Source organism: Labilibaculum sp. K2S (assembly GCF_030372765.1).
Lineage (GTDB): Bacteria > Bacteroidota > Bacteroidia > Bacteroidales > Marinifilaceae > Labilibaculum.
In genome coordinates this window covers 81914-95595 of record NZ_JAUCMW010000008.1, presented here as the reverse complement: position 1 = coordinate 95595, position 13682 = coordinate 81914, and the positions used below count along the sequence as shown (strand labels likewise).

General features: G+C 34.7%; 11 protein-coding genes. 1 reads left to right on the top strand and 10 read right to left on the bottom strand.

Going from position 1 to position 13682, the window contains the following annotated elements:
* Position 1: 1 nt before the first annotated feature.
* From QUH73_RS11205 to dtd, 4 genes are all read right to left on the bottom strand, one after another.
* Complete coding sequence (locus QUH73_RS11205; RefSeq protein WP_289530528.1) at positions 2–1162, bottom strand: ABC transporter substrate-binding protein; 1161 nt, start codon at positions 1160–1162, stop codon at positions 2–4.
* A 63-nt stretch (positions 1163–1225) separates the two neighbouring features.
* Positions 1226–1816, bottom strand: coding sequence for a phage tail protein (locus tag QUH73_RS11200; RefSeq protein WP_289530527.1), 591 nt, complete (start codon positions 1814–1816; stop codon positions 1226–1228).
* A gap of 225 nt (positions 1817–2041) precedes the next feature.
* Positions 2042–2374 carry a nucleotide pyrophosphohydrolase gene (locus QUH73_RS11195; RefSeq protein WP_289530526.1) on the bottom strand — a complete coding sequence of 111 codons (333 nt, stop codon included), beginning with the start codon at positions 2372–2374 and terminating at the stop codon, positions 2042–2044.
* Positions 2375–2377: 3 nt separating this feature from the next.
* Positions 2378–2830: a D-aminoacyl-tRNA deacylase gene (gene dtd / locus QUH73_RS11190; protein WP_289530525.1), complete on the bottom strand. Its 453-nt coding sequence runs from the start codon at positions 2828–2830 to the stop codon at positions 2378–2380.
* 183 nt (positions 2831–3013) lie between these two features.
* On the opposite strand from dtd, the gene QUH73_RS11185 reads away from it, so the two are divergent.
* Entirely contained in the window at positions 3014–3997 is a 984-nt protein-coding gene (locus tag QUH73_RS11185) for a lipoate--protein ligase (protein WP_289530524.1), read from the top strand.
* Positions 3998–4066: 69 nt separating this feature from the next.
* Here QUH73_RS11185 and uvrC read toward each other — a convergent pair whose 3' ends face one another.
* The 6 genes from uvrC to QUH73_RS11155 form a co-directional block, all read right to left on the bottom strand.
* Positions 4067–5869, bottom strand: coding sequence for an excinuclease ABC subunit UvrC (uvrC, locus tag QUH73_RS11180; protein ID WP_289530523.1), 1803 nt, complete (start codon positions 5867–5869; stop codon positions 4067–4069).
* A gap of 26 nt (positions 5870–5895) precedes the next feature.
* Positions 5896–7539 carry an adenine deaminase gene (ade, locus tag QUH73_RS11175; RefSeq protein WP_289530522.1) on the bottom strand — a complete coding sequence of 548 codons (1644 nt, stop codon included), beginning with the start codon at positions 7537–7539 and terminating at the stop codon, positions 5896–5898.
* Between the two features lie 167 nt (positions 7540–7706).
* Positions 7707–9584, bottom strand: a complete 1878-nt coding sequence (mnmG, locus tag QUH73_RS11170) for a tRNA uridine-5-carboxymethylaminomethyl(34) synthesis enzyme MnmG (protein ID WP_289530521.1) — start codon at positions 9582–9584, stop codon at positions 7707–7709.
* A 146-nt stretch (positions 9585–9730) separates the two neighbouring features.
* Complete coding sequence (gene ybeY, locus QUH73_RS11165) at positions 9731–10156, bottom strand: rRNA maturation RNase YbeY (RefSeq protein WP_289530520.1); 426 nt, start codon at positions 10154–10156, stop codon at positions 9731–9733.
* 3 nt (positions 10157–10159) lie between these two features.
* On the bottom strand, positions 10160–10567 hold the full coding sequence (locus tag QUH73_RS11160) for an ATP-binding protein (RefSeq protein ID WP_289530519.1): 408 nt from the start codon (positions 10565–10567) through the stop codon (positions 10160–10162).
* Positions 10560–13646 carry a DUF4175 family protein gene (locus QUH73_RS11155; RefSeq protein WP_289530518.1) on the bottom strand — a complete coding sequence of 1029 codons (3087 nt, stop codon included), beginning with the start codon at positions 13644–13646 and terminating at the stop codon, positions 10560–10562. Before QUH73_RS11155 ends, QUH73_RS11160 begins: the two co-directional genes overlap by 8 nt.
* Positions 13647–13682: the final 36 nt, after the last annotated feature.

The following is a 13682-nucleotide window of genomic DNA, read 5'->3' as shown; positions in this document are numbered from 1 at the left end:
ATTAAACGCATAAATATGGATTTTGCCATCCACTGACATTCTCCTTGTGAATTTTTTCGTATGTTTTGTGATCGTATTTTAAGGCACTACCTTGTTCAATAACAATCTTGGTAACCTTGCTAGAATTAAACCCAATCGTTTCAATATCGATAATTGGGGTAGCATATTCTGAGTTAAGGAAAAATGAGCGTTTGCCCCTTGGTCCTTCAATAGTTTCTGTTTTGAGTCGTTTTCTAATTTCTGGCCAATCTCTTTTTTGGAATTCCGGAATTAATCTTTCGAAAACCAAGCCTGCCTCATACCCTAAAAGGGTATAAAAATCAGGTTTTTGACCTGCAAAATCGGCCACTCTTTTCTTAAATAACAGATTAACCTTTTCTTGTGAATTGTAATTCCACATCGAGGCCGAATAAAATTTCAAATCCAGATTACTCACTTGCTTTAATATTTCATCTGAAGCCATGTGAGCACTTACAATTAATGGTATTTCATTTTTTAAGCCCGATTTATAAAATTCGTCATAGAATTCTAATGCTTCGTTTCCACAAAAAAGTGCATGAATAAATGATGATTTTTGAGTTCTTATTTGCGAAAAAACTTCTTGTATTCTGCCTTTTACCTGAGAACCTTCGGGAAGATATTTGAGAACTTTAAAATCCATCTCACTTGCTCCTGCCATTTCAGCCCCTTGTCGAAAAGCCGATTGAAGATGATAGCCGCCATCGTAAATGGGCGTAAGCACTGTTCCCTTATCTCCAAACTGCTTATACGCCCAATATCCTAAAGCAAATTCCGACTGCCACATTTGAAAACTATTATTAAAAACAGATTCAGAAATATGGTGATTATAAGGAATATACTCTCCAACATCAAAGAGCAAAGCCATTTTATGTCGATTTTCGATATTAGGAATAATCGACGGTAAAACTTTATAACTGACAAAACCAGAAACAATATCTACTCTGTTGAAATTTAGCAACTTATTAACCGCCTCTGTAATGGCTTTATCCCCACCTTGTCCGACATACTCGGGAATAAATTGAAAAAGATTATGATATTTCTCTGGAATAGCCGAATAAAATCCAGAGATGAGACTAGGTGTCATTTCTGGGTAAATAGAAGAATACGGCGTAAGGAAACCGATTTTAATAGTTTTGTTCATCAAAAAAATAGGGTTTGATAATAAGTAAAATTGGGCCAGCAAATATTGCCAGCCCATTATCTTTCAATTTTGTCGTGGAGGATAAATACCATTCATACAAATGATATAATTCACAACCAACGACGGCTGAATATTGGTATGGTAATGGTCTCCTCCTGCTGCTTGAATATCAATATCACCACCACTAGAGGCCACCCCTGTCAATTCAACTGTTGGTGTTTCAGTATTGTACATCGGTTCTCCTCCTCCCATAGTACCTTTTGACGCAGCTAAAGTTCTGGCATTATTTGTTCCTGGCGCGCTTTCTGTTCCAGGAAGTGCACTAGCCATAAATTTAACATCAACAGACGAAAGAGTGGCTGTATGTGTATGTGTAGGTATCTGAGATGAAACCAGTTTTACTTTTTCTACACCAGCCATCAATCCCATTTGATTAGGAGAAAGACCTATGCCACTTCCATAACCCAGAGGAACTCTGCCTCTAAAATCGGGCAACATAAAACTAACTCTACCATCACCACCGTAAGTGGTACCAATCAAAGTAAAAAGAGCTGTGTTGTCGTTAATTGAAAGTGTTTGCCCCCAGCAAAGAGACCAATAATTAGGAGCCCAACTTAATGGCCACAACCCAATAAAAGATAAAAATGCATCCATAATTAAAATTTTAAATTTAAGTGCTAATAATATTAATTTGACAAAACATAGATAAACAATAATGAATATACGAAAATTACTGATTAAGGTTAAAATAATTATTGTGAAATCTGTCACGTAATTCATTATGTTTTTAATAATCAACAGAATACTTCTTCAAATTATAAAAGTCGTTTTTCTGTTAACCTATTTATGAATACAAATTATTATACTATTCCGTAAACGCTAGAGTTTCTCATTATTTTTATGTCGATCTTTATCCCGCTCCGTTTTCTTTTCCAGATTCTTCTGAAAAGCTTCGTTTAAATCGACTCCCGTTTGGTTTGCCAAACACATCAGAACCCATAGAACATCAGCCATTTCATCAGCCAAATCAACCGTTTTATCACTTTCCTTAAAGGATTGTTCACCATATTTTCGCGAGATAATTCGAGCCACCTCTCCTACTTCTTCAGTAAGAATTGCCAAATTTGTCAATTCATTAAAATAACGAACACCATATTTTTTGATCCACCAGTCAACTTTCTCCTGAGCTTCCTTAATTCCTATCTGATTCATCACCTATTCCTTGTTTTTAGTATCCATTACAATGGTAACCGGACCATCGTTAATCAATGAGACCTGCATCTCGGCACCAAATTTACCTGTTTCAACTTTCTTTCCGGATTCCTTTATTAAAGAAGCAACAAAATTCTCGTACAAAGGAACTGAAATTTCAGGTTTTGCTGCCGTAATATAAGATGGTCTGTTCCCCTTTTTAGTTTTTGCATGCAAGGTAAACTGACTGATTACCAAAATGTTTCCATCCTCTTCAAGTAAAGATTTATTCATTATGCCATCTTCATCATCAAAAATTCGAAGGTTGCATATTTTTTTACTTAACCATTCCGAATCCTCTTCAGTATCAGCATTCTCTATTCCTACCAACACCAGCAATCCTTTCGATATCTGCCCGATTATTTCACAATCTACACGCACTGAAGCTTGAGTAACCCGCTGAACCACAACTCGCATATCAATATATTTATTAAATGTTACAATTAATTGTTCCTCTCAAATATAACACATCATCTTCATGTAACAAAAATATTGCTAAAGCCGTTTTTCCAGACCAGTACTCTATTAAAATTGATTCTAAATTAAGATATTTCCCAATTAATAATGATATTTGTAATTCGTTACAAAAAAAAGTAAAGCATGTTGTATTTCATCAGTTCATCTACCAATCCCGTTTTTAACATTGCCTGCGAAGAGTATTTGCTAAAAAACCATGAAGATGATTTTTTCTTCCTGTATACCAATACTCCGGCATTAATTGTAGGAAAACATCAAAATACCCTGGCTGAAATTAATCTCGACAAAGCTGAACAGGAAAATATACCAGTTGTTAGAAGAATGTCAGGTGGAGGAACCGTTTTTCACGATGAAGGGAATCTAAATTATTGCTTTATCAAGAGTGGCGAAAAAGGCAAATTGGTTGATTTTCAAAAATACAGTCAGCCAATTATCAATACTCTTCAAAAGCTACAAGTAAACGCTAAATTTGAAGGGAAAAGTGATTTAACGATCGATGGAAAGAAATTTTCAGGGAATGCTTCACATATTTTTAAGAACAAGGTTATGCAACATGGCACAATGCTGTTTTCAAGCGATTTAAAACGCTTAAATCAGCTACTGAAAGTAAATCCACTTAAGTTTAAGGATCGAGGCATAAGATCCATTAGAAGTAAGGTTACGAACATCTCTGAATATCTTTCTCATTCCATAAGTATCGATAACTTTGCTCAATTAATCTTAACGGATTTGACAACGAAATTTCCAGATGCCAAGGAATTTGAACTATCGCCAATTGATATTGAAAAAATAGAAGAGTTGATGGAAGAAAAATACAATAACTGGGAATGGAATTATGGCTACTCTCCTAACTACATCTTTGAAAAACTCAGTAATTTTTCGGGGGGAATCATATTAGAGGTTAGCATGACGGTTGAGAAAGGAATTATTAAAAACCTTAATTTATTGGGTAATTGCCTGGTGGAAAACCACATTTTAGACTTTAAAAGCTTAATGATCGGTCAATATCACGATAAAAATACTGTATCTAAACACCTTAACAATCTTAAAATAAACCTATACTTTAAAGATATCACACAAAAAGAGATTTTGTCGGCATTTTTTTAGCTATTTGAATTATTTTAGAATTAAAATTATTCAGAACAATTTTTTCAAGTAACTACTCAAACAAAACCTCTAATTGAAATATTTCCAGACTATTAAAGCTTTTGAATTTCCTAATTCAGATTCCAAGTCTAAAAGTGTGGCATTCTTTACATTTTCGACAGACTTAAACTTTTGAATTAACTTTTGAACTGATTTTTGTCCAATTCCTTCAATCTTATCCAATTCTGAAGATATAAATGCCTTTGATCGTTTCTGCCTATGAAAGGTTATTGCAAAGCGATGCGATTCATTTCGCAAGTGTTGAATAGTTTTAAGAGTTTCTGAATTCTTATCCAGATACAATGGATAAGGATCTCCGGGAAAATAGATTTCTTCCAGTTTTTTAGCGATTCCGATTACAGAAATCTTTCCACGCAATTCTAATTTATCCAAACTATTTAAGGCCGCACCCAGTTGTCCTTTTCCCCCATCTATTAAAATCAATTGTGGTAAACTCTTTCCCTCATCCAGCAATCTTTTGTAACGCCGATAAATTATTTCTTCCATAGAAGCAAAATCATTTGCTCCAACTACTGTTTTTATATTAAAATGCCGATAATCTTTTTTAAAAGGTCTTGCATTTCTAAACACAACACAAGAAGCAACGGGATTAGTTCCTTGTATGTTCGAATTGTCAAAACATTCAATGTGAACCGGTGCATCTTTTAATCTTAAATCGGTACGCATGGTTTCTACAATACGTTCGGAATGCGATTGCTTTAGAGACTTATCCCCTTTCTTTAACTTTTCGAGACGGTAATATTTAACATTGCGTTCAGATAAATCCAGTATTTTTTTCTTGTCGCCACGTTGAGGGACAACAAACCGAACATTTTGAATGGATAATTCCAATTCAAAAGGAATCAAAATTTCTTTTGCCGTACTAAAAATCTTCTGACGAATCTCTGTGATAGCAAGCAAAAGCAAATCCTCTTTACTTTCGTGAATTTTCTTTTTCATCTCAATGGTGTGTGCCTGAATAATAGCGCCATTTACTACTTTTAAAAAATTCACATACGCTGAATCTTCATCATCAACTATAGAATACACATCAATGTTATTAATGGAAGGATTCACAATTGTAGACTTACTTTGATACTTTGCAAGTAAATCTAACTTCTCTTTAATAAGGTGTGCTTCTTCAAATTTGAAATCTTTGGCCAGTTCCTGAATTTTTTCTTTCAAATGAGAAGTTACTGACCCAATATTTCCTTTCAATATATTTCGAATATCCTGTATTGTCTGTTCATACTCATCTTTACTTTCCTTCCCCACACAAGGTGCTTTGCAATTCCCAATATGATACTCCAAACAAACTTTGAATTTCTGATCTCTAATTCCCTCCTCCGACAGACTTAAATTACATGTTCGCAGTTGGTACAAAGACCGCATCATGTCCATTAAAATCCGAACCATTTTCACACTTGTATAGGGCCCAAAATATTCGGAACCATCTTTAATCAAATTACGGGTGACTTGCACTCTGGGGAAGTTTTCGCTTTTAATACAAATCCAGGGAAAAGATTTATCGTCTTTCAAAAGAACATTGTATCGTGGTTGATGCTTTTTTATTAAGTTATTCTCCAATAACAGGGCATCCTCTTCCGATTCAACAACAATGTGCCTAATATCCACAATTTTGCGAACCATTATATTGGTTTTTGCGGAATCGTGAACTTTGTTAAAATAGGAAGCAACCCTTCGTTTGAGTCGCTTTGCTTTTCCTACATATATAATTGTATTGTTCTCATCAAAGAACTGATAAACTCCTGGCTCTTCCGGTAAGGCGGAAACCAAAAATTTTAAATGATCTATATTTTTGTTTTTTATCACTTATTCTAATTTTCCACTAATATAGCTTACTCTTCTTTAAAAAGATCTATTACTCTAAATTCTTTAACATCAAAAAGACCTTTATCCGATAATTTTAATTTTGGAATTACCAGTAAAGACATAAATGCGAGAGTCATAAACGGCGATTGAAAATTTGACCCCAAATCAGAAGCAAAATCACTCATTTTTGCATACTCCCTTACCAAATCCTCTCCTGTCTTGTTCGACATTAATCCCGCAACTTCCAATTCAACTGACTCACTTTCTCCGTTGTTAACAGCAACAATACCACCTTTCATTTCAATTAGAGTATTAATTGCATGAAGCAAATCTTCATCACTTGTTCCTACCGCAATAATATTGTGACTATCGTGAGCGATACTTTCAGCAATAGCTCCTTTTTTAAAACCAAATCCTTTGGCAAATCCCATTACAGGTTTTCCGTTATCGTATCTACTCATCACAACCATTTTCAATAAATCATTATCAACGTCAGATACAACATTTGAATCAATCACTTTTGGTGTACACAAAATTGAATCAGTTATCAGATCACCATCCTTAACAACCATTGCCAGCAATGAACCATTTTGAGGTTTAACAACCAAATCTGCTAATTGAATTGGTTTTCGACTAAAATTATTCAAGATGATTTCATTACTTACATTAAACAAAACCTCCTTATTTTTATAAATACAAACACCATTTCGAAATGCTTGCTCTACAACAAATGATTCCGGATGATCAATTACTATAAAATCTGCAAAATCGCCAACCTGCAACAATCCCAAATTTAATCCATAATGATGAATTGGATTGTAACTGGCAGCACGAAGCAATGAAAATAAATTAAGTCCCTTTTCCAATCCTCGTTTAATCAGAAAATTTATATGCCCTTTTTCAATTAAATCATCGGGATGCAAATCATCTGTACACAACATGATTCTATCGGGGTGTGTTTCCAACAAAGAATACAGCGCATCAAAATCTTTTGCAGCACTACCCTCCCGTATTTGAATCATCATTCCTAAAGAAATCTTTTCGAGGGCTTCTTCCAAAGTTGAACATTCGTGGTCTGCTGAAATTCCAGATGCCACATATTTTTTCAAATCCCTTCCTTTTAAACCCGGAGCATGACCGTCAATTTTTTTTCCGAGATTCTTACACGCGACTATCTTTTTGAGTACTTCAAGATCGTCTTCAATCACACCAACAAAATCCATTACTTCAGCAAGACAAACAATCTCTTCTCTTTTTAGTAAGCTTTCAACAATATTACTATCCAAAACGAAACCTGAAGTTTCGTGTTTTGTTGCCGGCACACATGAAGGAACTCCAAAGCGAATTTCCAAAGGAACTTTTCTGGCATCATTAATCATGAAATCAACACCAATCTCACCTAGCACATTTGCTATTTCGTGCGGATCTGTAACCAAACCTAATGTACCAAACTGTACAACTAAACTTGCAAATCGACTTGGTATTAATAAGGTACTTTCAATGTGCATGTGTGCATCAACAAGTCCCGGCAAAATATATTGATCAGAAACTGAATCTCTCTTTGTGATGGAAGTGATTCGTCCCTCCTCAACACATACTTCTGCATTAATTATTTCTCGCGAAACAATATCTACTACTTTACCTGATATTGAAAAACTATTACTTGTCATATCTGATCTATTATCATTTGAAATGATATTCTCTGAATTTATTTCTAAAATAGCTCAATATTACCTTCAAAAATGCCCGAAATTAACTTTTCGACATGCAAAAAGGCAATTTCGGGCGTTTTAAGGAGTAAACTATTTAAAAATACTCCTTAGTTCCACGTGGAACATTATCGTCCCATGAGTACCAAAAGAACGTTAATGTCGCTAGGAGAAACACCTGATATACGTGATGCCTGACCAATAGTTTGAGGCTGAATTCTATCCAATTTCTGTCTTGCCTCAGTAGAAATAGATTGCAAACTTGTATACTCAAATCTGCCTTTTATATTAATATTCTCTAAGCGTGTTAATTTTTCTGCGATCAATTTTTCTCTATTGATATAACCCGAATATTTTATTAAAACCTCAGCGGCTTCAATAATTTCTTCCCTCCTGTTTGGTATTGAATCCACCACTTCCTTTAAAGGGATAATATCTTCCAGTAAATCATTAATCTGAACCTGTGGACGAAGAATAATATCGTATAATTTAACGCCCTGTTTTAATGGCGCCGTTCCTAATTTCTCCAGTACCGGATTTAAAAATTTTGGTTTGCAACTAAACTCTTTACAAAAGGTAACTAATTTATCTCTAAACTCAATTTTCTCCTCCAGTAAGTCAATTCGCTTTTGTCCCACTAATCCTAATTTAAAAGCCTTAGGACTTAAGCGTAAATCTGCATCATCCTGTCTTAATAAAATTCGGTATTCGGCTCTCGAAGTAAACATTCGGTAAGGCTCATCAACACCTTTAGTTACCAAATCGTCAATTAAAACACCAATATAAGCTTCATCTCTATTCAGTGTGAAAGCCTCTTTTCCTTGTACCAATAAACCAGCATTTATTCCTGCCATCATCCCTTGTGCCCCGGCTTCTTCATATCCGGTTGTACCATTAATCTGGCCTGCAAAAAATAAATTTGAAACCAGTTTCGTTTCCAAAGTATGATGAAGTTGAGTTGGATCAAAATAGTCATATTCGATTGCATATCCCGGACGGTACATTTTCACATTTTCCAATCCAGGAACTTTTTGAAGCGCTTTTAGCTGAACATCCCAAGGAAGACTTGATGAAAATCCATTGATATAATACTCGTGAGTGTGCTCCCCTTCCGGCTCTAAAAAAAGCAAATGTTCCTGCTTCTCAGCAAAAGTTGACAACTTGGATTCTATACTCGGACAATATCTCGGACCAGTACTCTGAATTGTTCCATTGTACATTGGAGATTCTTCAAACCCTTCTCTAAGACTATCGTGAACTTCCGGATTTGTATATGTAATATAACATGGTCTCTGAGTAAGAATACGATCTACATGATCTGTCAGATACGAAAATTGATAAAAGCCTTCTTCTCCATCCTGTCTTTTCATCACGGAAAAATCGATACTTCTGCCATCTAAACGTGCAGGTGTTCCGGTTTTCATTCTCCCAACTTCAAACCCGATACTTTTTAATTGTTCACTAATTCCTACAGATGCTGGTTCTGCTGTTCGCCCCCCCTTTTCCTGCTTGCTCCCAATGTGCATTAATCCGTTAAGGAAGGTTCCATTGGTTAATATTACCGATTTTGCAGTAATGTCAATTCCCAATTTGGTAGTCACACCAACGGCTTTCCCATTCTCTATAATTACTTGTACAACGGCATCCTGCCACATGTCCAAATTATTTGTATTTTCAACAATCTTTCTCCATTCCGAAGAGAAAATCATTCTATCGCATTGTGATCTTGGACTCCACATAGCAGGTCCTTTAGAACGATTAAGCATGCGGAATTGAATGGATGAACGGTCGGTAACTATTCCTGTAAAACCGCCCAAAGCATCTAATTCACGAACAATTTGCCCCTTTGCAATTCCTCCAATAGCTGGATTACATGACATTTGAGCAATTTTATTCATATCCATAGTAACCAAAAGAACCGAAGATCCAAGGTTTGCCGCAGCTGTTGCCGCCTCACATCCGGCATGACCGGCACCCACTACTATAACATCATACTTTGGCAACATACAATAAAAGATATTTATATTCGTTATTCTTATTCGTGCAAAGGTAATTATTATATCTATATAACTGAAAACCAATTAACTATAATGGGATCACCCATGTTAATCATCTGGAATTCAGATCAATAAACTAAAAAAATTTCACAAATTTAATCAATATCGGAAAGTAATGCTAATGATTCGTCTTCCTTTTGGGTCATTATTTCCTGATCCTCATCAGTTTTATCATCAATTCCCATTAAATGAAGGACTCCATGAATCATTACACGATGCAATTCCTGAAGATATTCGCATCCGTACTCTTTAGCATTATCAAGAACAGTATCAACACTTATAAATAAATCTCCTGATATAATGTCAGCAACAGTATAATCAAAAGTAATGATATCCGTAAAGTAATCGTGATTTAAGTGTTCCCGATTCATTTCAAGCAGGTAATTATCAGAGCAGAAATAGTAATTTATCTCTCCTATTTCGAAACTATTATTAACAACAACGCGATTGATCCATTCGCTTAAACGCTTCTGATCAATCGCGGGAATACTAGCTTCACACGTATCGTAAGTAATCAACATTTTTTATCCAAAAATAAATTTCATTTCTACTATAGCACCATTCTCTCCAAATTCAATATCATCAGCCAGGTGATTCATTAGAAAAATTCCCCGTCCATGTGTCTTCTCTAAATTTTCAGGAAGTGTAGGATCAGGAATATTAGAAAAATCGAATCCTTTACCTTCATCCCAAACAATGAAACTAATCGATTCGTTATCAATATTGTATTCAACTTTCACCTTTTTAGTTACGTCTAGTTGGTTGCCATGCAAGATCGCATTATTGACAGCTTCAATGAGGGCAACTGAAATTTTCCCGTAAATTTCAGAACTAAGGTTATGAGATGAAGAAATTTCATCTATGAGTTTTTCAACTCTGCTTATATTCTCTAATTCGGATGGAAAGATTAGCAATTTTTCTGATTTAGTCATTATTTATTTTGATCATGTAATCCAAATATAATTTATTATAGTAGTCAAGCATTTTTACATAAGAGTCATCGAAAACACCTTCAAAATCTGTTCGTATTCTTTTATACTCAAATATTTCTTTAGGGTTACTCAATTTAATAATATTTCCAGAATTACTCTCTCTTTTTTCATCAAAATCTTTCTCTCTATGAGCGTTTTCTGCTTCCAACAAACGAGAAATTATTCTGTTTTGCCTATTAATTGTATTCGAATTTATGGAAAAATTAGATATGTCCGATTGCGTTTGGTCAATCATTTTCATTATTTCACGTAATATATTCTCTGTCTCATCTCCAACACCACCTTCCTGAAGAATTTCACTCAAATTTTGTTGAAACATTTCCTGTCTTTGTAAAAACTCACCTAATTTTTCTTTAGAATTATTTTTACCATTTCCTGATTTCATTTCCTGAATCATCTCCTCCAACATCTTTTTTAAGGATTGCTGCTCGGATTGCATACCGGCAAATGATGGCTTTCCTCCTTTTTGATCGCCAATTTGATCGCCTGGCATAGCATTCGCCATTTGTTCCATGAGTTGCTTTAATGCTTCCGAAAGAAACAGTGATAACTCATTAACTTCCGTCAGGACTTTTTGTTGTGTAATATTGGCTTGAATTTTTCTTCTATTGTTAGCTTCATCAAGAACCTGATCGAGATAATTACTAATATCGAAAATTCTATTTCCCAGTAAAGCCGCAACCTGAGGCGAATGTGATGAAAGAGAAAGCAAGGAATCCCGAATTAATAAATACTCTTCTTTTAATCCCCCCTGCTCTTCAATCATTTTAACAAATAAAGGATTTCGATAATCCACAGCTTTGTAATCGGTCAATACGGCTTCCTGCTGAAATGAAAACTCCATAAGGTTATTCATCAGGTGAATTAAATTATCGATATCAACGGTAAGTTGGGCACTTACACTTTTTGAAAGATTATGATTCAACTTCTGAGCAAGTGCTTTTTGTTTTTTAGAAGTTGCTTTCATATTTTTTGAAGCCTTGGAATTTTTACCTTCTTCTAAAAAGTTTTTTGATTCTTTCATCATCTCAGAAATCGACTGAAGATCTTCGGAAGGATTTTGAAATTGATAAGGATCACTAATGCCTGAATTTTTTTCGAGAAGATTTTCGAGATCTTTTTTCAAATCATCCCATTTTTGACTTTCCTCAACTTGCTGAGAATTCATTTTTTCCTCCTGCTTGTGCCCTAGGTCACTAATTTCCTCCTGACTATCGGCAATTTTATCGATTCTGTCGATAATTTTATTCATACGAGCCTCAATATCATATCGTTCCAGTAAACTCAGGTTACGATCCATTTGTTTCTGAAAATCATCAAACGACATATTTAATTGGTTCCCAAGCTTATTTAAATCTTCCGATTTGAAATCTTCAGCCAATTTGTTAAATTCTTCAAACAATTTTTGTAACTCATCATCCATTACATTTTCAAGAAGCTTTTCAATTTGCTTTTGCTTTTCGATTAGTAAAGAATCTTTTTGGCCCAAAGAATTTGACAATTGATTTTTTTTCGCATTCTCTTGCTTGATATTATTTAACAACTCATCCAATTGTTTCTTTTTAGAATCGATTTGCTGAAACATTTGCTGCTGTTGCCATTTGTCTCCGGTGCCATCCAACATATTTTTCTGCATACGCTTTATATCTTCCTGTATGGATTGACTCAGATCAATTCCTTTTTCGATTCGATTCGAGATACTATCCTGCATACTTGTATTTAAATCGTACAACTGCTTCGAATCAGGAACTAATAAAGAAAATTGCCGGGAACGAGACATTTTTGGCTTATTAATTCCATCATTATCGAAAACTTCAAAATAATATTGTACATGACTTCCTTCGCTTACATCAACATTTGCAAAATCGAAGGCATAATAAAACTCCTGAGAACTAAGATTCCAATTCATGTTTAGAGGAATGTAAACGGGTTCCTGATCATTAATTAAATAACAAAACCGTAATTTCGAAAACCCATAATCATCCTTTAAAATACCTTTAAAATAGTAGGCTGCAGCCAATAAAGTATCTTGTATGGCTGACACCTGAATCTGCGGATAAAGATCTGGTATTATATCAATAGTATAATTGGCAAAAAGCTGTTTTTTAAAATGCTCATTACCAACATAAATTTGGTAGTTATTTTTCTGAAAGATCGTTTTAGAAAAAAAGAAGGTATTGTCTTTCGTTTTTGAATTGGTCTGATTTAGAGAATCAGTAAAAACAAGTTGAACTGAATCGGCGTCTTCCCCCTCAATCGTCCATTCTAATAAAGATCCTTCAGGCACACTAATATCACCTAAATTTTGCTCTTTTCTTTCTGGTATCTTTGTGTAAGATGGTGACTTTACGGAAAGCTCAAAAGACTTAATTCCCGGTTTTAACAACATCTCAAGCTGATAGGTTAATGATGTTATTTTTCCGGCCTTTAAAAAGAAGCTTACTTCTCTATTTACATTCCTGAAAAGATAGCTGAAACTATTGCTTCCTTTCTTTTTTAAAAGGAACTGATTCCCTTCAGAAACCAGATAGACATCAACTGGCACATATTTACCTTCTGTTTGCACTTCCAGATAGAAATCCGAGCCTCGAACCACTTTCATGGCATCTTGATTTACCATAAATTTAAAGTCGGCTGGAGCGATATATTCCTTCCTAAAATGAACCAGACGATTCGCACTGCTCGAGTACATATCCGGCAAGACAATGTAAGTTCCAACAATCGCAATAAATACGATTACAAGGTATTTTAGATAGCTAAGATTTGATTTAAATGATATCGCTTTTCTAAAAGGAATCAATCGAATGGATTCCATTCTTTGGTTGATACTGGCCATTAAAAGAGAGTCGCCGAAAGAATTACTTTTAACTGAAAGCTCGCTAAGTTCCAATGTATTAATCAACTTATCCTGCAAATCTGGAAAATATTGAGTAATGATACTAATAGCTTGCCTGTAGCTTATTCTTTTCCCAATCTGGAGCAAACCAATTATCGGTAAAATAATTAGTTTCACGATCATTAACGAAAAAAACAGTACAGAAAAAATGGCGAGAAA

Bases quoted from the DNA above. Each gene is read 5' to 3' on its own strand.
- QUH73_RS11205 (WP_289530528.1), bottom strand. From the start codon at position 1,162: ATGAACAAAACTATTAAAATCGGTTTCCTTACGCCGTATTCTTCTATT.
- QUH73_RS11200 (WP_289530527.1), bottom strand. From the start codon at position 1,816: ATGGATGCATTTTTATCTTTTATTGGGTTGTGGCCATTAAGTTGGGCT.
- QUH73_RS11195 (WP_289530526.1), bottom strand. From the start codon at position 2,374: ATGAATCAGATAGGAATTAAGGAAGCTCAGGAGAAAGTTGACTGGTGG.
- dtd (WP_289530525.1), bottom strand. From the start codon at position 2,830: ATGCGAGTTGTGGTTCAGCGGGTTACTCAAGCTTCAGTGCGTGTAGAT.
- QUH73_RS11185 (WP_289530524.1), top strand. From the start codon at position 3,014: ATGTTGTATTTCATCAGTTCATCTACCAATCCCGTTTTTAACATTGCC.
- ade (WP_289530522.1), bottom strand. From the start codon at position 7,539: ATGACAAGTAATAGTTTTTCAATATCAGGTAAAGTAGTAGATATTGTT.
- mnmG (WP_289530521.1), bottom strand. From the start codon at position 9,584: ATGTTGCCAAAGTATGATGTTATAGTAGTGGGTGCCGGTCATGCCGGA.
- ybeY (WP_289530520.1), bottom strand. From the start codon at position 10,156: ATGTTGATTACTTACGATACGTGTGAAGCTAGTATTCCCGCGATTGAT.
- QUH73_RS11160 (WP_289530519.1), bottom strand. From the start codon at position 10,567: ATGACTAAATCAGAAAAATTGCTAATCTTTCCATCCGAATTAGAGAAT.
- QUH73_RS11155 (WP_289530518.1), bottom strand. From the start codon at position 13,646: ATGATCGTGAAACTAATTATTTTACCGATAATTGGTTTGCTCCAGATT.